The sequence below is a fragment of the Acinetobacter lwoffii genome (assembly GCF_022967985.1).
Taxonomy (GTDB): Bacteria; Pseudomonadota; Gammaproteobacteria; order Pseudomonadales; family Moraxellaceae; genus Acinetobacter.
Map to the genome: position 1 here is coordinate 16,242 of NZ_JALJVC010000023.1, position 20,189 is coordinate 36,430.

Consider the following 20,189-nt stretch of genomic DNA (forward strand, 5'->3'; position numbering starts at 1 on the left):
TTTACTCAATTGCTTGGCAAATATTACCGTTCACGCAAGGCTTCTTTGGCTTTATTAAATGGCTTGATCAGATAATCCATCACGGTTTTTGAACCAGTACGAATATCCACGGTGGCCACCATCCCTGGAGTAATATTGAACTCCTGCCCGGCATTATTGCTGAGCTTGTCGCTGTCGGTACGAATATAGACGCGGTAATAGAACTGATCTTGCTTGACTTCATCACGCAAGGTATCTGGTGAAATCATCGCAACTTTACCATTTAACCCACCATAGATCGAATAATCATAAGCTGTAATTTTAACCAGTGCTTCCTGATCAGGGCGAATAAAGGCAATATCACGCGGCGAAATTCGTGCTTCAACCAGTAATTTTTCATCCAGTGGCACGATGGTCATCAACTTGCCATTTTGTGGAATCACGCCGCCCAGCGTCATCACATCAATCTCTTTGACGACACCGCGAACCGGTGATTTAAAAACGGTTCGACTCAAAGTATCCGACTTGCCACGTACCACCTGTTGCTGGGTTTCTACATCAGTATTGGCTTTGGACAATTCTTCCCGCGCATTCACATAATATTGATTACGGATATCATTCATCTGATTACGCAGGTCATTGGCTTCACGTTTTAGACGCAACACTTCAACTTCACTGGCTGCCCCTTTGGCGACCAAGGGAGCGGTCATTTCCAGTTCTTGCTGCACCAGTAACAAAGCCTGTTCCAGGCCTGCAACAGATTCTTGCAAATTGGCTCGACGCGACTGATACAGGGCCGTTTCTTCTTTAACCAATTTGGGGTATTTCAACACTTCTTCAGGAAAGACCAACGGTGCGCCGGTGACTTCCGCACGTAAACGGGCTGAAGTGGCACGTGATGACACCAGCAAGGATTCTGATTCACCGACGTTGGATTCAAAGCGGGTCGGATCAAGCTGGGCCAATACTTGCCCACGCTCGACAATCTCACCTTCTTTGACATTAAGTTTAGTCAAAATACCGCCATCCAGAGACTGAATCACCTGCTCTTTGGATGATGGAATTATTTTTCCAGTACCAGTAGATACTTCTTCCAATTTGAATAACCAGGCCCAGGTCAGTAATACCAGTAGGCCAATGCCGATAATCCAGATGATGACACTTGATTTGGGTAAGGGCGGTTCCTGAAAGCTGACCTTGCTGGAACGTTTTAGTTGCTGTAGTTCACTCATGCACTTGCTCCCACAACCCGCTTATTACCACCCTGCGACTGATTCAGGATCTGATCCCGTGGTCCATCCATCACAATCTTGCCATCATTGACCACCAGAATACGATCCACCAGTTCCAATACCGCACGGCGATGAGTGGCGACGATCATCGTACGATGGGTTAAATAGCCTTTAAGATGATCAATCAACTGTTTTTCTGACACATCATCAATGGCAGCGGTCGGTTCATCCAGTAGCAAAATCTTTGGTTGACGGATCAATAGCCGTGCCAATAACAAGGCTTGGCGCTGTCCACCAGAAAAGCCGACACCACCCTCTAAAATGATATGATCCAGCCCTTCTTTTTTCTCCTGTACAAATCCCAGTGCACCGGTAATTTGTAAGGCTTCCAGAATTTGCTGATCGGTGGCCAAAGGTGCACCCAAAGTCAGGTTTTCACGAATTGAACCATAAAATAACTGCGAGTTCTGATTTAGCAAACTCATATCACGCCGCACATCTGAAGGATCAATCAGGGTCAGATCAATCCCATCCAGCTTGACCTTGCCCTGTAACGGTGTCTGCATCCCAGACAAGAGCTGCAACAAGGTCGATTTTCCTGCACCATTACGGCCCAGAATTGCAATTTTCTCCCCGGGCTTGATCTCTAGCTTGGGAATCATCAAACTCGGTTTCGGATCATCATCGCCATATTTGAACACCACACCGTTGAGCTCATAATGCCCATCCAGTGCCGGACGATGAATCAGGTGCGAATAATCCGGCTGGTCCACCGGTTTTTTCATGAGTTCATCCAGACCGGATTTCGCGACTTTGGCCTGTTGCAAGCGACCCAGTACACCCGTAATTTGTGAAATTGGTGCCAGCATGCGTGAAGATAGAATCGAACAGGCCACCAGTGCGCCTGTGGTCATGTCACCCTCCATCACCGCAAAAGCCCCGACCAAGACTACAATTGCAAAGGTCAGTCCCTGAATTTTTTGGGTCCAGGCGGTCATCAAGCCGACAATTTTACGTTGCTGCATGCTGACATCGGCTGACACTTCATTCATATGATTCCACTGGTTCTGGAAACGCGTTTCAGCTCTTAACAGCTTGATGTCTTCAATGCCTTGTACAGCTTCTACCAGCAAGGCATTGCGGATGGCAGATTCGCGCATGCCCAACTGAGCCAGTTGTGCCAGTTTTTTCTGCGCCAGAATTCCCGGAAGAATCATTAAGGGTACAACGAGTAGCATGACCCAGAACAGATTGCCACCGATCACCCAGAAGATCCCTAAGAACAGGAAGAAGAATGGCAGATCGGCAATTGCTGTGACTGTGGTTGAAGTCACCAGTTCGCGGACGCCTTCCAGCTCACGAATTTGTGAAATAAAGGTTCCTGTTGATTTGGAACGTTCGCTGTTTTTAATCCGTAATGAATGACCAAAAACCCGGTCAGAAATTTTTAAATCCGTACGTTTACCAATAATGTCTGACAGATAGATCCGCGAGACACGTAATACAAATTCAAAAATCGCAGCGATCAGCACGCCACCGGCCAACACCCATAACGTCGGAATAGATTGCGATGGAATGACACGGTCATAGACATTCATCGAGAAAACTATCGTGGCCAGTGTCAGAATATTGGCAATTAAAGACGCAAACATCACATCGATATAGCGCTTCCAGTCATTCAGGACAATCGACCAGAACCAGTTTTTCTCAAAGGGTTTGATATATTCATCCACCCGCGCATCTGGAACTGAAGATTCAGGACGCAGCACATAAAGATGCTTTATGCCAACCTCTAACTGTTCAATCGTGAAACTTTGAGATAAACCTTCATCACCACTGAGCTGGATGCTGACATTGCCCTGTGTGTCGATGCGTTCAATCACCCCCACATCACCACTATCGAATTCAACCAGTAAAGGTAAACGCCATGGATTCAGCAGGCTGCGCTCAAATTTATTTTTACGGACATTTAAACCCATCTGACGACTGACTATCTTGAGCATGTCATCGATGTCATGATGCTGGTTCCAGTCCAGTTGCAGGCGTATCCGCTCCTCAGAAGGCTCGATCCGGTAATGCCGGGCAATATTTAAAACCGCTTTAAGCCACGGTTGATAATTTATTGTAGTACTCATGGCTGAACTTCAAACCCCTGAATAGAAATACGGTTAAGCGCGTAAATATCCCGTGTACGGCCGGTGACCTGAATGTACTGTACGATCGCCGAATAAATGTCATAGTGCGCCAATTCAATTTCCTGCGCGGCAGTATGAATGGCTTGCTCGGCGTTCAGCAAATCCACTACAGTTCGGGTACCCAATTTATATTGTTCTTGATACAGCTCTTTGGTGCGTACCGTGGTTGCGCGGCGCTGGGATAAAACCCCCATTTGTTTTTGTTTATTTTCAATCTGCTCGCGGATCAAGCGCACCTGATCCAGCACATCCAGATAGACCGTATTGACCTGTGCGCGTGCAGCTTCTTCGGCATAGCTTGCGGCACGGGTCTGTGAACGCGTTGCACCACCCTGATACAAATTACTGCTGGCTTCAATCATGACTGAATTATAAAAGCCATCATCTTCATTATTATTTGGATTCCGTCCATTCATCGCCTGACTTAGACTACCTTTAACACTAATGGTCGGATAAGGGCTTAGCCGCGCCTGATCTTTTTGCAAACGGGCAACATTGACCCCGGCATGGGCCAGAATCATGTTCGGAATCTGGGTAAATTCCGGATCCTGATAAAGATCGGCCTGTGCCACAATACGATCAGGAATATCCCATTCAACAGTGGATACATCAAATCCTAGCAAGGTACGCAAGCGTTGTTGATATTGTCTGAGCTGGGTCTGCTGTACAATCAGATTCGATTGCGCTGCTTCCAGATTGGACTGGGCCTGAATCGGGTCGGCCTGACTGCTGATTCCGGCGCGGGCACGCAAATTGGCAATTTCTGCAATCCGTCCAATGCCCTGAATCTGCTGTTGGGCAATCTGGGTGATTTGCTGATAACGTTTGATATTCACTATTGCATCTGCTACTTCAAATGCAATCTGATCCAAACTAACCAGCACTCTTGCCTGTTCTTCTGCCAAGCGGGCTTCTTCCACACTGATATTGGTTTTAATTTTGCCAAAGTCATACAGCATCTGGGTGGCATTCAAAGAAACGATTTGTCGTCCACGTTCACCGGAAGTGAGATCCCCTGTCCCGATACCACCGGACACCTGCGGATAATAACCCGCTCTCGCTACATCAATATTCGCTGCCTGCGCAGATAATGTCGAAATACTCTGGGTGATTTCAGGACGTCGCTGCACTGCGCGGTGTACGGCTCCCACCAGATTCATTTTTTGTGGAATACCAGCTGTGATCGTAGGATTTAAAGTTGGCTGTCCTGACTGTGAACGAGTAATCTGTGGCAGCTCAGCTTCTTTTGATGTATCTAATGCATAATGACCCAGCGACGTGATATCAATGGTATGCGCGGATCGTGTGGTTTGGGTGCAATCAGTTGACCCAAACCATTTTTGAGATTGGCAAAATAATGGGGTGAGCTTTCTGCATGCCCCAAAGACACAGATAAAGGCAAAAGAAGAATTAATCTCCTTCTTTTTCATTCTGTTTTCCCCTGATTTCTTTAAAAGTGTTCTGCTCTAAATCGCATAATTATGTAATGTTTTCTTGTTTTAGCATAACAATAGGTCAAATCACTTTAAAAGAAATCTTTTTCACTTTGATTTGATCAAAAAAAACCCTGCATCCGACAACTGGCGTCTGATGCAGGGTTTTTATATAAAGCAGGATTATTTAAACAGTGAAATCATCACCCAGATAAACTTTTCTTACGGTCTCATTCGCCAGGATTTCTTCTGGTGTACCTTCAGCAAGCAATGCACCTTCACTAACAATATAAGCATGCTCACAAATCGCCAGCGTTTCACGTACGTTATGATCGGTAATCAGTACCCCAATCCCGCGATCTTTCAAGGTCGTAATAATATCCTTAATATCTCCAACCGAAATCGGATCGACACCGGCAAAAGGCTCATCGAGTAGCATAAATTTTGGGTCCGCCGCAAGTGCACGTGCAATCTCGGCACGACGTCGCTCACCACCGGATACACTCATACCTAAAGAATCTTTGATATGAGTGATTTTAAAGTCTGCCAGTAACTCCGCCAGACGTTGCTGACGCTGTGCCTTGGTCATATCTTTACGGGTTTCCAGAATTGCCATAATATTTTCTGAAATCGTGAGTTTTCGGAAAATCGAAGCTTCCTGCGGCAAATAACCAATTCCCTTACGTGCCCGTTCATGCATTGCAAGGTCGGAAAGATCCAGATCATCCAGATAAATTTCCCCCTTATCCATCCGCACCAGACCGACTACCATATAGAAACTGGTAGTTTTACCGGCACCATTTGGTCCGAGCAACCCAACAATCTGGCCACTTTCCATGCTGAATGACACATCTTTTACTACCCAGCGTTTATTATAGTTTTTCGCCAGATGTTTAATGGTGAGGGTTTGAACCTGCTGCGATTGCTCCATTAATCACGCGCTCCCGGGAAGGATGTTGAACTAGAAGGTGGAATCACGATTTGTACACGGCCAGACGATGAACCGGTTTTGTTTGGTGTTCCGGTGGCTTCGATATCGCCTTTGTTCATGCTGTATTTTAAAGTTGCACCACGAATACTGGCACCGTCCTGTTGCAGGAAGGCATTACCTGACAAGGTAATAATCCCGGTTTCAGCATTATAGACAATTTTCTGCGCCTGACCTTTGGCAAGACCTTTGGCCGGATCCACTTTTTGCTGGAACTGTGCCGGGCTGCCAGTAGCCGTAATCAGGCTGATCTGGCGCTTATTGTTCAGATTGGCCACAATCGAATTGGCTTGCAGCTTCATGGTGCCCTGTTCAATGATGACATTGCCCGAATACGTCGTCACACCCGTCCGCTCATTGAAAGTCGCCCGGTCAGCCAGCAAGGTAATTGGCTGGTTACGGTCAGATGGCAGTGCAAAAGCAGCGATTGAACCGAGTCCAACCACAGTCGCCAGCGTCATACGCTTCAGGAAAGTGTGCATCATTTTGGCTTTAGGAGTTTGGTTCATACTTTCCTCGAATATTAAAGAATTCGTATTGACCATCATTAAGATTGGCTTTAAGACCCTGGCTGACAAATTCAGCCTGTGGAGATTCCACAATCACTGTCTTGTCTGTTTCAATTTCACGTGTTTTCGGAAAAGTGGTCAGTTCTTCAGTACGAAACTGCATTTTCCCATTTTGCATGATTTTGGTGGCGAGCACTTCTTGAGAGAGTACAACTTTTGTATTGTCATCATAACCATGCGCCATTTTGGCAAAGAAAGTCGCATCGACTTTACCATTGTCATAAGTCGATGCTTGCAGATTTTCCAGCTTTGAGGTTTCTAGCTGCAGATTCTGCTCAAGTCGGTCCACTTGGGCACGAACCGACACCTGGCCTGCTTCATCCGTCTGGGTTAAGTTAATATTTTGAGCGGAATAGGTCATGCTGCGCGCAGAGTCTGCCTGCAGCTTGTTGCCCTTGCCGCTGTAATAGTAATAACCACCACTTATTGCGGCAATAATCACGGCCGTAATATATAAAACTTTAGTATCCATAAGCGGTGTACTTAATCCAAAAGATATGACTTATTAATAAGGCGCACGAGTATATTTTTCAAGTAACTCTTGGTACATGCCTTTGGACATTAACAGCATATCGCAGATTTCACGCACCGCACCACGTCCACCCTGCGCCTGAGTCACCAGATCGGCACGGCGGCGAACTTCGACATGACCATTAGGCACGGTCACTTTCATGCCCGCAATGGCAAAAGCAGACAGATCAGGCCAATCATCGCCCATGTACAGGCAATCTTCAGGATCAATATTGAGCTGCGCACAGGCTTCACGAAGTGCTGTACCTTTGTCTTCACGGCCCTGATAGACCAGATCAACACCCAGATCCGACATACGCTTTTCTACGATATTGCTTTTACGTCCGGTGATAATAATCACCTTGATTCCTGCTTGTTGAACCAGTTTCATGCCCAGACCATCACGAATATCAAAGGATTTGATCTCATCGCCAGTATTGGTCAGCGTTACAAAGCCATCACTTAAAATACCATCTACATCAAGCACCAGTGCTGCAATATGACGTGCCTGCTCTAATAATACATAAGATGCCATTTATTAATTTACCCCAGCCTGAATCAGGTCATGCATACTAATCACGCCAATGACTTTATTGGCATCATCAACAACTACAAATTGATTAATTTTATGTTCATTCATACGTTCCAGTGCGACCACTGCACGTGCTTCCTGAGAAATGGTCAACGGATTTTTGGTCATCACGTCCTGAATAGCCAGATTGACATCAAAACCTTGCTGCTTATCAATCAAGCGACGCAAGTCACCATCGGTAAAAATCCCCAGCAACACATCATTTTCATCGACGACTGTGGTTAAGCCCAAGCGCTTGTTGGAAATTTCGTACAATACTTTATTCATGGCGGTATCTGGCGAGACTTTAGGTAAATCTGCGCCAGTACGCATCAGATGCTTCACGTGCAATAACAGACGCTTACCCAGCGCACCTGCAGGATGTGAGCGTGCAAAATCATCTGAGGTAAAGCCGCGAGCATCCAATAAAGCTACCGCCAAAGCATCGCCCAAAGCCAATGTTGCCGTCGTTGACGATGTCGGCGCTAAACCCAGTGGACAAGCCTCCTGAATATTACCCAGCGTTAAAGCTACATCAGCATTTTGTGGCATTGGACCACGATCATCACCACTGATGGTAATCAGCGGAATTTCCAGATGTTTGATGAGTGGCATCAACATCATGATTTCATCACTCTTGCCCGAGTTTGAAATCGCAATCAGCACATCACCAGCCACCAGCATCCCTAAGTCACCATGACCGGCTTCACCTGGATGCATAAAGAATGAGGGAGTTCCGGTCGAAGCAAAGGTCGCCGCCATTTTACGGCCAATATGACCTGACTTGCCCATTCCGGTAATCACCAGACGGCCAGTACACTGTAAAATAATTTCACATGCCCGGCTAAACCGGTTATCAATCTGTGTTGCTAAAATCTGTAGTGCATTTTCTTCGATGCGCAGTGTTTCAAGTGCGACTTTCTGGAAATCTAGTTGATTCGCTGTTTTCTGTGAATTCAAAGCCTGTTTACCTACGCTAAGGACAGAGAAAAACTCTGGTTTGATGGGCATAATTTTCGCAATTTTAGCATAGCTATGCAATTGTAAGCTTTCTAAATGTAGAAGATTCGACGGATTTTTAATATATTCAGATTGTATTTAACTTGCACAATCTGGTATCTCCACCTCTACATTCGCTTCATTTTTGACGCTGTAAAAGGCGCTTGTTTTTATTTTTTAGGGGAACGCGCTTACGCTATCCAAAATAGTTTTGGTTCAAATCAGACCAGACTCATTCAAATATAATTTAATCATACTGGCAAACACTACCTCTGAAAATGTAAGCTCAATATCGCTATTTCACTTCCTGAACCTCTTCTTTCTAAATCACTCTCGTTGCCTAACTATCCTAAATAACTGAGGCTTTTTGCGCTTTTATCTTTATGAATAATTATGCTTAGGTTAAGATGATTCATCCTTTTATTTGAAGTCTTTTGAACAGCTATGCAACCATTTGTTCTATATAACTCAGAGCAACGCAAAAAAGTAGAATTCGTACCTCGTGTTGAAGGTCAAATTGATCTGTATGTCTGTGGTATGACGGTTTATGACTACTGTCATATTGGACATGCACGTACAGTGGTTGCATTTGACTATATTATCCGTTTCCTGCGTAGCCAAGGCTGGAAGGTCAAATATGTGCGCAATATTACGGATATTGACGACAAAATTATTAAACGTGCCAATGAAAATGGCGAAAGTATCTCAGAATTAACAGGTCGCTTTATTGATGCGATGAATGAAGACTTTGCCAAACTGGGCTGCCTTGCACCTGATGTTGCACCTAAAGCGACAGATTACATCGATCAAATGCAAGATATGATCGGCAACCTGGTCAACAAAGGTACGGCTTATCCTTCCAATAATGGTGATGTCTACTTTGAGGTCGAAAAATTCGCCAAATACGGTCGTCTTTCTGGCCGTAAACTGGAAGATATGCAAGCGGGTGCGTCTGAACGTGTCGACGTCGAAGTTGAAAAGAAACACCCGTTTGACTTTGTCCTCTGGAAACATGCCAAGGAAAATGAACCGTCATGGGCATCACCTTGGGGCAATGGCCGTCCAGGCTGGCATATTGAATGTTCAGCAATGTCGACCTGCTGCCTAGGCAATCATTTCGATATTCATGGCGGCGGTGCTGATCTGACCTTCCCGCACCATGAAAATGAAATTGCACAATCTGAAGCATCTACTGGCGAACAGTATGTCAATTACTGGATGCATGCCGGATTTATTAATGTCGATGGCGAGAAAATGTCGAAGTCTTTAGGCAATTTCTTCACCATTCGCGACGTGATTGAAAAATTCCATCCGGAAGTGGTACGTTATTTTATTGTGTCTTCACACTATCGTAGCCCGGTGAATTACTCGGATGTTGCCTTAAAAGAAGCAAAAAATACCTTGTCTCGTTTCTATCACTCATTTAAAACCTATCAGGCGGTTTATGGTGATCATCTGATTGAAACTCTGGATGAGGCTTTAGTTGAACGCTTTAATACCGCTATGCGTGATGATTTCAATACGCCTGAAGCGATTGCGGTATTGTTCGAAATCAATAAAGAGCTGAATCGTGCGGTGAAAGAAGAAAATGCAGAACAGGCAGCGATTTATTATGCAACTTTGCGTTACCTGACCAATATTCTCGGTCTGGTACGGCAAGACGTAGAAGAGTTCCTCAAGTCTGACATTGGTCAGGAAGCATTGGTACTATCACCTGAACAAATTGAAGATTTGATTCAACAGCGTCAGGATGCCAAGAAAGCCAAAGAATTCGCACGTGCGGATGAGATTCGTCAATCTTTACTTGATCAAGGTGTTGTTCTTGAGGATACCCGTCAAGGTACGGTTTGGCGCCGTGCTGATTAATTAATCAAACAGATTTATAGAGAGTTGACACTGCTGTGGAATTCTCTATAATTCACCTCATTGCGGGAATAGCTCAGTTGGTAGAGCATAACCTTGCCAAGGTTGGGGTCGGGAGTTCGAGTCTCCTTTCCCGCTCCAGAATACGAAAAACCCTTATCGAAAGATAAGGGTTTTTTTATTGTGTTTGAAAAAAATTTATTAATAAAATGCATATCTCAAATCACTTATTCATTCTCTTTCACCCTGACATTTTTTTGGGTTATTCATGACAAAGTGCTATTGTAAATAAACTTCAAAACTTTCAATTCTTTTAATTACGATATCGTTTCATGACTTATAAACTGAATGCACGTCATCTTGTTTTAGACCTTCTCTACGCTTCTAAAAACTCCACCCTGTCTATTAAGCGGATATTAACTGCTGCTGAATTATTGGGTATATCTGACAATGGTATCCGTGTCGCTGTAGCCCGATTAAATCAGGAAAATGTCATTCAAGCTGTAGAGCGCGGCGTATATCAATTGCTAGAGAAAAAATTCGATACTTCTTTTATCAGCTTAAACAAACACCCTGATATGCAAACGGCGACCACATGGAACGGAAAATATGTATTGGTCTATACCGGCACTTTGGGACGTGTAGACCGTACTGCCTTATCTAAAAGAGAAAAAGCGCTGCGTTATTATGGTTTTCAGGAACTAGAGCAAAATGTTTTTATTCGTCCCGATAATTTAACGCTAAACCTAAGTCCATTAAAAACAGCTGTAATCCAGTTTGGATTAGATCCTGACGCACGTTTTTTCCAAGTCAGTCAACTGGAAAGTGAAACCGAAGTTCGTGATTTATGGGATATCGAAGAGCTACATCAGACCTATCATGCAGTACAGCATGATATTAACGACTGGTTTGAAAATTACCAAAATCTGACTTTAGCAGAGGCTGCAAAAAGTGCCTTTTATCTAGGTAAATCTGCCCTGTTTAGTTTACGTGCTGATCCTTTGCTTCCTGCAGAATGGATAGACACCGATGCCCGACAACAATTTGAGCTCGCAGTCCGCAAAATAGAAAAACAGGGTCAACTTTTATGGCAACATTATTTTAAAGACCAAGGGGTCTAATTTATTTCTATTTTATACACAAAAATAAATTGACTGTAATATTTCATCCAAATATATTGAATACAGCAATAAGAACTAAATATAGGCAGAAGAATGAACAGCAAGGTCAGTGTCACAGAACTTTTTAGTCGTGATGAAATTAAAGAACTCACCACGACCTCAGACTTGCACGGTGCCTGGGCAGTAGGTTCGACATGGACCGTAATTGTCATGACCTTTGGCACGGTAGCCTATAGCTGGGAATATTTACCTACGTGGGGGAAAGTCCTGATGTGCGCGCTGGCATTGGCCATTCTTGCTGGACGCCAGCTTGCCATGGCTATTTTGATGCATGATGCCTCGCACCATAGTCTTTTTAAAACCAAATGGTTGAACACTCATTTGACTGACTGGCTCTGTGCACGCCCGATCTGGAATGATGTCAGCAAGTATCGTCCTTATCATCTGAAACATCATGCTAAAACCTCGCAACCAGATGATCCTGACTTGGGGTTGGTAAAAAACTTTCCCATTACGCAAAGCTCACTATTCAGGAAATTCTTCCGTGACCTGAATGGGCAATCGGGGCTTAAATTTCTCGCTGGTCGAGTATTAATGGATCTGGAATTACTGGAATGGAGTGTTTCCAATGACCCCAAGCCAATTCCGCGTGATGATCGCAGCAATTTAGAGTTAGCGAAAAACTTGCTTAAAAATAGTTCTGGTATGTTAATTTCAAATGCAGCAATTTTTTCTGCGCTTTGGGCCAGCGGCCATCCTAAACTGTATTTATTATGGCCTCTCGCCTATATCACCCCATTTCCTTTGTTCATCCGCATCCGTGCCATGGCTGAACATGCCGGATTAGAAACCAGTCATTCTGCCCTTAGCAATACCCGAACTACTCGTGCAGGCTGGCTGGCACGTGCTTTGGTTGCCCCGATTCATGTGAACTATCATATTGAACATCATTTGATGGCCTCTGTTCCGCATCAAAAGCTGGGGAGAATGCACCAGATGTTAAGGGAGCGTGAGTATGTCGATGCTCCGCCAAGTTATCTGGATGTGATTCGTTCACTTTTAAAAAAATAATCAACTTTCCCGATGCTTAGATTATTCCACTTCAATGCTGATGGGTTTCAGCATGTGAATGCGGATGTGAGGATTGTCCCCGATGTTCCGGCGGGCAATCTTCCGCTTCAATCTGCAAGGTCATCTCGGTAATATGATGCTCATGGTGAAGCATCTCAAAGGTCTGATGCCGCAGTTTCTGATAATCCACATTCGGTGCAACCAGATGCACGGTCAGCATGACTTTTTTGGAAGTAATCGCCCAGACCTTGAGCTGATGAATATCCTGGACCCCATCAAGCGCCAAAAGATCGTGACGTAATTTTTCAATATCAATTTCCTCCGGCACACCTTCAAGCAGAATATTGATGCTCTGTTTCAGCAAAATCCAGGTTCTTGGCAATACCCAAAATCCGATTAATACTGCAATGAGTGTATCTATCCACATCCAGCCGGTGAAATAAATCACTAGTGCTCCAATAATCACGCCTACAGATCCCAGTGCATCACTGAGCACTTCCAGATAAGCACCTTTGACATTGAGACTTTCCTGACTACTAGACACCAGAATTTTCATGGAAATCAGATTAATGATCAGCCCCAAAACAGCAACAATCATCATGCCAAGGCTTTGAATTTCTGGTGGATGACTCAAACGCTGATAAGCTTCAAACAAGATATAAATCGCAACCACAAACAGCATTAAGGCGTTAAACAAAGCAGCCAAAATCTCAAAGCGCTGATAACCAAATGTCCGTTTATTGTCTGCCGGTTTTTGTCCAATTTTGATAGCGACTAAAGCGATAGCCAGTGCAGCAGCATCGGTAAACATATGCGCAGCATCAGAAAGTAAGGCCAAACTTTGAGTTAGAAAACCAGCAATCACTTCCACAATTAAAAAAGTGGTGGTTAATCCCAGCGCTATTGATAATTTTCTGGCATTTTTTGCAGTCACGGTGACATGACTATGCTCATGATGATGTGAATTTCCCACCGGCCACTCCTTCCTTCTTATTCAACGAGGACTGTATCCTCAGCATCTTTCAAGTCTTGTTCTGATTCATATTACGCTTGAATTTTACCTATTTAAGTAGTTTTTTATGAACTGTTTTATCAGTCGGCATTAAATTAAAGTTTTAGCTTTTTCATGTTCTTCCAGCCACGCCTGTACCGAAGCACGCTTAAAATTACCCTCGACATATTCTATTATTTTCACAGGAAGTTTCACCTGATGGCTCAGCAACCGATGCAATATAAAGGCCAGATCAAAGTCTGCAATTGACCAGTGTTCAGTTAACCATATATCCTCCAGCATATGTTCTGCCACATTTAACAATCGCTGAATTTCTTCAGTGATCGGAGCTGTAAGAGGTGTAGATATTTTTGGTGGATGAAATACCGAATCGGAAGGCATTTGCTGGCGGATTTGCATAAAATCCGTTTTGACCAAGGCTTGTATGGCCCGACATTTAGCTCTGGCATGAATTTCCTTTGGATATAAGGCTGGATACTTAGGTGCTGGAAAGGCATCTTCCAAGTATTCAGTGATCGCCCATGATTCAAACAGGCTAAAGTTATCTACTATTAAATACGGAACTTTAGCACTTGGACAAATGGCTTGATAAGCCGCAGATTTCTGTTGCTGCTGATCTAAATCGACCACTATTTCCTGAAAATCTAAACCCTTTTCTTTTAAGGCAACATAGACCGACATGGCATAAGGGCTGATTCTGTTTTTATCGACATATAAACTTATATTTTGCATATCCTTGATCCTGATAGGCTTGTTGTTTTTATTCAGTACGGCAGCCTTACTCTACTCTCTTTCCTATATAAAAGGAAAATGACCCGCTTCATGTAGCAATCACACAAAAATGTTTATACAGTTGCCGATAGCGAAGCGATATTCATTATTTTCTATAATGTATGTGATGTGAGGCATAAAGCCTTTTATTTTGCTTTTGATTCACGTTAAATTAAATCATTCTCTTGATATCAAAAAACTATGCTGAACTTAGCTCACCTCCCCGATACCGTGTATGCCATTCAACATTTGGCTTTTGAAGACTTAGGTGCTTGGGAAGATATTTTTTATCAGCTCGGCTTACGTGTGCGTTATTTCGAAGCCGGTATCGATGATCTCACCAAGGCGTTTGAACATCCCGGATTAACAGTTATTCTCGGTGGCCCGATTGCAGTCTATGAAACTGAGGATTATCCTTTTTTACAACAGGAAATGGACTTACTTAAAGTTCGCCTGCAAAAGAATTTACCGACGTTAGGCATCTGTTTAGGTGCGCAGTTAATTGCTGCTGCCTTGAATGCCAAAGTCTATCCGGGAGATGTGAAGGAAATTGGCTGGTCTAAACTCAGTCTTACTTCTATTGAAAATAATCCACTAAAAGCTCTGGATGATATTGACGTCCTGCATTGGCATGGTGATACCTTTGACCTACCTGAACAGGCTGAATTGCTGGCCAGCTCTGATCTTTATCCAAATCAGGCCTTTCGGGTAGGACAGAACATTCTAGCACTACAATTCCATGCTGAAGTGGCCAGTGAAAGTTTAGAGAAATGGCTGATTGGACATACCTGTGAGTTACGCAAAGCCCAGATCAATATCCCTGCCTTGCGGGCGGATCATCAAAGCTATGCACCCGCGCTTGAACAGGCAGCCAGTTCGGTATTGATGCATTATTTAGAAAACCTGCAACTTAAATAACCGTAATAAAAAAGCACCCAACTGGGTGCTTTTTTATTTGTCATTTTTACTTTTTCGGAGCAGGTACAGAAGCCTCGGTAGTAATGTTTACTGTAATTTTATCGCCCACATTTGGAACATAACCGCCTACCCCAAAGGCTGAACGGTTAAATGAAGTGGTTGCATTGAAACCAATCGTTTGTAATTTAGTCATTGGATGTACGCCTTGTTTATTTAAAACTGCATCCAGTACCACAGGTTTAGTGACATCTTTCACGGTTAAGTTGCCGGTGATTTTATATTTGTTTTTGCCTAAAGCCTGAACTTTAGTACTTTTAAAAGTAATATTCGGATATTTGGCAACATCAAAAAATTCTGCTGTCTTAATATGGTCATCCAGTGCTTTCACATTCGTATTAATGCTTGCAACCGGGATGTTCACATTGACCGAAGAATTCGCAGGTTTTTCATTATCAACATTAATGGTGCCTTGGATGTCACTGAAGTTTGCAGATGGCGTAGAGAAACCAAAGTGGCTCCAAGAGAAAACAGTTGCTGAATGAGTCGGGTCAATCGTATAGGCCACTGGTTTTGCCATAGAAACTGTTGCTACAGATGCGACCGCCAAGCCTAATGCTAATGTTTTGAAATTCATGTTTTTATCTCACGTTTTGGATGTAATTAAGTGTATAGAATCTGGAACCGTTTACAGCCCTAAAGATAAAACGTTTTGTTGCAGCGATGAAACGATAAAATTGTAAGTTATTTTTTTAATTTTTGAGCTTTAATCCATACGGTACTGAATGAATCCTGTTTTCTTGGCGACTTTGTTATACAACGCTTGTGCCTGATGGTTTGATTCCTGAGTCAGCCAGTAAACCCGGTCGCAATTACGCTGCTGCGCGACCTGATAGACATGTTGAATCAGCTTGCGCGCCACGCCTTGTCCGCGATAGTCCGGATGGGTAAATAGATCCTGCAAATAGGCATAAGGTCTTACTGTCCAGCTACTGTTATGTTCGATGACATGCACAATCCCAACGACCTTTCCATCTATCAGCGCCGCAAAACCGTACATTGAATCTAGCTCATAATTGGTTAATTTATCCTAGGTATTTTTACTTACCTCATCCGAAATTTGGGTATGATAAAAGCGTTGATAGTCTTGCCATAAAAATAGCCATTCTGGCTGTGATATTTGCTCTAAAGATTTGATCTGGGATGATATTTCCATATTGAGTAACTTCTTTGGTTTATGTATTTAATTATCTTTAAGTCAATTACTTACGATATAAGTCATTAAGTTTTTATGATGACATAAACTTAGATTTATCTTATCTAATGTTCATAAGCAACTGCCAGATGAAAATCATCCGATATAAAAAAAGCCCCGCTCAGGGACTTTTAGTATTTTCTATTAAAGTTTTTCAACCAGAATACGATCCACCTGTTTCAAACCAGAATGCTTTTCATGGTTCTTGCGACGTACTTTAATGATTTTTTCTTCAGCCATTTCCTGAAGTAATAGCTCAACCGCCACCATTGCTTCAAGGGGTAGATCCTGCCCGATCCATTTCTGCTCGCCTGCATCCATTAAAGTAATTTCATCACTAATTTGTTCATACAAGCTCATGTTTATCTCACTCTTTCATTTCAATTATGGGAGAACACTTTTTAGCGGTTGCCACATGAAAACAAGGCTAGAAAGCGGAAAAACAAAAGACGCCCCAAAACTGGGGCGCCCTTAAAAAACCACTTAATCAGTTGATTAAGCAATAATCTCTTTTACAGCTGCTACAACTGCTTCAGTGGTAATCCCGAAGAACTGGAACAGATCTTTTGCAGGTGCAGATTCACCATATGTCGTCATACCGATGACGCGACCATCAAGACCTACAAATTTCCACCAGTAATCTACATGTGCAGCTTCAACAGCAACACGTGCACGAATATTCGATGGAAGAACCGCTTCACGATAAGCCGCATCTTGCTTCATGAATTCTTCAGCACATGGCATAGATACCACACGCACGCCTTCAAGCTGTGCGTAAGCTTCCATTGCCAGAGAAACTTCAGAACCAGTTGCAATGATGATGGCTTTCAATTCGCCTTTTTCTTCAGCCAGTACATAGCCACCTTTCGCAGCATTCTCAATTTGAGCTTGAGTACGAGTCTGGAATGGCAAGTTCTGACGAGAGAAGATCAATGCGGTCGGACCTTCAGCACGCGTTAATGCAGATTTCCAAGAAATTGCTGCTTCAACGGTGTCACATGGACGCCATGTGTTTAGATTTGGCGTACCACGAAGGGATGCGATCTGCTCAACAGGTTGATGCGTTGGACCATCTTCACCTAGACCAATTGAGTCATGCGTATACACATGGATCACGCGCTGTTTCATCAATGCAGACATACGTACGGCATTACGTGCATATTCCATAAACATTAGGAATGTTGCTACGTAAGGGATAAAACCGCCATGCAGTGCAACACCATTCGCGATTGCAGTCATACCGAATTCACGTACGCCATAGTGTACATAGTTACCTGCCGGATTGTCCTGTACGCCTTGCGCGCCTTTCCAAAGGGTCAGGTTAGAACCTGCAAGATCCGCAGAACCACCTAGAACTTCTGGCAATAATGGAACAAGTGCTTGTAATGCATTTTGGCTGGCTTTACGCGTCGCAATCGTTTCAGCTTTGGCATTCACTTCTGCAATATAGGCATCCGCTTTTGCAACGAAGTCAGCCGGTAATTCACCAGATAAACGACGTTTAAGCTCAGCTGCTTCAGTTGGATATTTTGCAGCATAAGCAGCAAATGTTTCGTTCCAAGCTGCTTCTGATTCAGCACCTTTAGCTTTCGCATCCCAAGCTGCATACACATCTTCAGGAATCACAAATGCTTCGTCAGTCCAGCCTAGTGCTTCACGAGTCAACACGATTTCGTCATGACCGAGTGGTGCACCATGACTGTCTTCTTTACCTTGCTTGTTTGGTGAACCCAAACCAATCACGGTTTTACAGATAATGATGGTTGGTTTAGCAGTTTCAGCTTTCGCCTCAACAGTTGCCTGACGGATTGCATCTGCATCGTGACCATCAACTTTAATCACTTGCCAGCCGTATGCCAGGAAGCGTTGTTCTGTATCGTCAGAGAACCAGCCTTCCACTTCGCCATCAATCGAGATGCCATTGTCGTCATAGTAAGCAATCAGTTTGCCCAGACCCAATGTTCCTGCCAAAGAACATGCTTCGTGAGAAACACCTTCCATCAAACAGCCATCGCCAAGGAAGCAGTAAGTGAAGTGATCTACAACTTGGATGTCGTCTTTGTTGAATTGCGCAGCTAGAGTTTTTTCAGCCAGTGCAAAACCGACAGCATTCGCGATGCCTTGACCTAAAGGACCAGTCGTCGTTTCAATCCCTGGTGCATAGCCCAACTCCGGGTGACCAGGTGTTTTAGAATGAAGTTGACGGAATGCTTTAAGATCTTCAATCGAAAGATCGTAGCCCGTTAAATGAAGAAGCGCATATTGAAGCATAGAGCCATGGCCATTTGATAATACAAAACGGTCACGGTTTGCCCAATTCGGGTTGGTCGGGTTATGGTTCATGAATTCACGCCAAACCACATCAGCGATATCTGCCATCCCCATTGGAGCACCTGGATGTCCTGAGTTTGCTTTTTGCACAGCATCCATTGCCAATACACGAATCGCGTTTGCAATACGACGTTCATTAAGCGGGGTTGTCATAAATCAGAGTCCAAAATATTCAGAAATAGGAAATGATGAAAAGACTTTCAAAACTGCTGTCTATTGTCTTAAAAAAACAGCGAGGGGTAAAGACTAACCAACAATATTTATCAGTTTATTGAGTGTCTCTTGCCTTATCGTACAATTATTCCACATTTCTTCTTCGGCTTTGATTCGCTCTACTGGTTTTCAGATTGAATTATCCTTCATTTCAAAAGCGACTTTAGTTTCTGTATCTGGATTCCAAGCTGATAAACAGGATTGAATTTATGCTGATTTTGTTTCTATTTCATATGTCTCACACTATTATTTTTGAAGAAAATTTATATGACTCTCTGATCTATTCATAATGTAATTTGTATTAAATTTTATAAAATATTGGCAGGATTGTTTGATATACAGGTGAAAATCTAATTTGCTTAGGCTAATTTCCAACCTCGGTAGACTTATTGTCCCTGACAGTCTTTAGGCAAATAGCGCTGCTGAATATCAGTGGAGTAACATTTGCCACTATGAACGTCAAAAGCAACCGATTTCCCGCGAATCGCAGCATCTACTCCCTGCTCTCGTATCTTGAACTCTATCCGGCATGCGGCATTAATGATCACTTTTTCGATATATTGACCATGCCCACCAATCTGGCGTCCGGCATCACAGTGCTGATCCGAAGCAATAAACTGAGTTCGATATGCTCCAGCCTGCTCAAACACTTCGGCCAATTGATTCCGCACGATATAAGCTTGATAACTCATAAAAGCCATTGTCACTAAAATCACGATAATGATGAGCACGATCAGCACTTCAATCAGGGTAAATGCCTTTTGATACATGATTTCTGATCTCCGTACAGTCTTGCTCCAAGAAGTCCATAGCAAAAGATATCGCCATTCCTAAACGGCTAATGTGGAAGACTTAGCGCTAATATGAAGACACGCTTGAACATCAACAAGACATTTGGTCGCAAGGCGCACAACCTGAATCTGCTTTATTGATGTAATGATCACTTGCTTAAGTAAATTTTGAATTTTGAGCTTTGTATTTTTTCTATCGTCTATTTTTTTAAGATTTAATCGGAAATCTAAGCATTTAATTTTATGAGAGTCTGAGGGATTAAAATATTGTTGCTTCATATTCTCCAATCAATAATGCTGTCTAAATAGACATATCAATTTTTTTAATTCTATTAATCAATTAAAAACACAATAATTTGAAACAATTTCG

At 43.3% G+C, this 20,189-nt stretch carries 17 protein-coding genes, 1 tRNA gene and 2 pseudogenes; 5 read left to right on the top strand and 15 right to left on the bottom strand.

What is annotated here, in order from left to right; genetic code table 11:
* Positions 1-23 precede the first annotated feature (23 nt).
* The 8 genes and pseudogenes from MWG72_RS12735 to MWG72_RS12770 form a co-directional block, all read right to left on the bottom strand.
* Positions 24-1,211 (bottom strand): beta-barrel domain-containing protein, encoded by a 1,188-nt coding sequence (locus MWG72_RS12735; protein ID WP_247144197.1) that lies wholly within the window; start codon positions 1,209-1,211, stop codon positions 24-26.
* Positions 1,208-3,346: a type I secretion system permease/ATPase gene (locus tag MWG72_RS12740; protein WP_247144198.1), complete on the bottom strand. Its 2,139-nt coding sequence runs from the start codon at positions 3,344-3,346 to the stop codon at positions 1,208-1,210. Before MWG72_RS12740 ends, MWG72_RS12735 begins: the two co-directional genes overlap by 4 nt.
* A pseudogene (locus tag MWG72_RS12745) lies at positions 3,343-4,808 on the bottom strand (TolC family outer membrane protein). The gene MWG72_RS12740 and the pseudogene MWG72_RS12745 overlap by 4 nt, the downstream one beginning before the upstream one ends.
* A gap of 218 nt (positions 4,809-5,026) precedes the next feature.
* Positions 5,027-5,770, bottom strand: coding sequence for an LPS export ABC transporter ATP-binding protein (gene lptB, locus MWG72_RS12750; protein ID WP_005104345.1), 744 nt, complete (start codon positions 5,768-5,770; stop codon positions 5,027-5,029).
* On the bottom strand, positions 5,770-6,336 hold the full coding sequence (lptA, locus tag MWG72_RS12755) for a lipopolysaccharide transport periplasmic protein LptA (RefSeq protein WP_004646679.1): 567 nt from the start codon (positions 6,334-6,336) through the stop codon (positions 5,770-5,772). The genes lptB and lptA overlap by 1 nt, the downstream gene beginning before the upstream one ends.
* Complete coding sequence (gene lptC, locus MWG72_RS12760; protein ID WP_247144200.1) at positions 6,320-6,868, bottom strand: LPS export ABC transporter periplasmic protein LptC; 549 nt, start codon at positions 6,866-6,868, stop codon at positions 6,320-6,322. The genes lptA and lptC overlap by 17 nt, the downstream gene beginning before the upstream one ends.
* Positions 6,869-6,901: 33 nt before the next feature.
* Positions 6,902-7,441 (bottom strand): KdsC family phosphatase, encoded by a 540-nt coding sequence (locus MWG72_RS12765; protein ID WP_004279958.1) that lies wholly within the window; start codon positions 7,439-7,441, stop codon positions 6,902-6,904.
* Positions 7,442-7,444: 3 nt separating this feature from the next.
* Positions 7,445-8,488 (bottom strand): KpsF/GutQ family sugar-phosphate isomerase, encoded by a 1,044-nt coding sequence (locus MWG72_RS12770; protein WP_228305177.1) that lies wholly within the window; start codon positions 8,486-8,488, stop codon positions 7,445-7,447.
* 432 nt (positions 8,489-8,920) lie between these two features.
* On the opposite strand from MWG72_RS12770, the gene cysS reads away from it, so the two are divergent.
* The 4 genes from cysS to MWG72_RS12790 all read left to right on the top strand — a co-directional run bounded on the left by cysS (position 8,921) and on the right by MWG72_RS12790 (position 12,531).
* Entirely contained in the window at positions 8,921-10,342 is a 1,422-nt protein-coding gene (gene cysS / locus MWG72_RS12775) for a cysteine--tRNA ligase (protein WP_247144201.1), read from the top strand.
* Positions 10,343-10,404: 62 nt separating this feature from the next.
* A tRNA-Gly gene (locus MWG72_RS12780) sits at positions 10,405-10,480 on the top strand.
* A gap of 191 nt (positions 10,481-10,671) precedes the next feature.
* Entirely contained in the window at positions 10,672-11,460 is a 789-nt protein-coding gene (locus MWG72_RS12785; RefSeq protein ID WP_247144202.1) for a PaaX family transcriptional regulator C-terminal domain-containing protein, read from the top strand.
* 93 nt (positions 11,461-11,553) lie between these two features.
* Positions 11,554-12,531, top strand: a complete 978-nt coding sequence (locus MWG72_RS12790; protein WP_004279962.1) for a fatty acid desaturase family protein — start codon at positions 11,554-11,556, stop codon at positions 12,529-12,531.
* A 31-nt stretch (positions 12,532-12,562) separates the two neighbouring features.
* On the opposite strand, the gene MWG72_RS12795 is transcribed toward MWG72_RS12790, so the two are convergent.
* Together MWG72_RS12795 and yfcF are read right to left on the bottom strand one after the other, a co-directional pair.
* Positions 12,563-13,504: a cation diffusion facilitator family transporter gene (locus tag MWG72_RS12795; protein ID WP_004279963.1), complete on the bottom strand. Its 942-nt coding sequence runs from the start codon at positions 13,502-13,504 to the stop codon at positions 12,563-12,565.
* 129 nt (positions 13,505-13,633) lie between these two features.
* Entirely contained in the window at positions 13,634-14,275 is a 642-nt protein-coding gene (gene yfcF, locus MWG72_RS12800; RefSeq protein WP_004279965.1) for a glutathione transferase, read from the bottom strand.
* A gap of 240 nt (positions 14,276-14,515) precedes the next feature.
* On the opposite strand from yfcF, the gene MWG72_RS12805 reads away from it, so the two are divergent.
* On the top strand, positions 14,516-15,232 hold the full coding sequence (locus tag MWG72_RS12805; RefSeq protein WP_247144203.1) for a glutamine amidotransferase: 717 nt from the start codon (positions 14,516-14,518) through the stop codon (positions 15,230-15,232).
* Positions 15,233-15,278: 46 nt separating this feature from the next.
* On the opposite strand, the gene MWG72_RS12810 is transcribed toward MWG72_RS12805, so the two are convergent.
* The 5 genes and pseudogenes from MWG72_RS12810 to MWG72_RS12830 form a co-directional block, all read right to left on the bottom strand.
* Entirely contained in the window at positions 15,279-15,866 is a 588-nt protein-coding gene (locus MWG72_RS12810; protein WP_034702946.1) for a YceI family protein, read from the bottom strand.
* A 129-nt stretch (positions 15,867-15,995) separates the two neighbouring features.
* A pseudogene (locus MWG72_RS12815) lies at positions 15,996-16,445 on the bottom strand (GNAT family N-acetyltransferase).
* A 183-nt stretch (positions 16,446-16,628) separates the two neighbouring features.
* Positions 16,629-16,844: a hypothetical protein gene (locus MWG72_RS12820; RefSeq protein WP_004786275.1), complete on the bottom strand. Its 216-nt coding sequence runs from the start codon at positions 16,842-16,844 to the stop codon at positions 16,629-16,631.
* A 135-nt stretch (positions 16,845-16,979) separates the two neighbouring features.
* On the bottom strand, positions 16,980-18,968 hold the full coding sequence (gene tkt / locus MWG72_RS12825) for a transketolase (RefSeq protein ID WP_247144204.1): 1,989 nt from the start codon (positions 18,966-18,968) through the stop codon (positions 16,980-16,982).
* A gap of 446 nt (positions 18,969-19,414) precedes the next feature.
* Entirely contained in the window at positions 19,415-19,798 is a 384-nt protein-coding gene (locus tag MWG72_RS12830; protein ID WP_005246698.1) for a pilin, read from the bottom strand.
* Between the last annotated feature and the right edge of the window lie 391 nt (positions 19,799-20,189).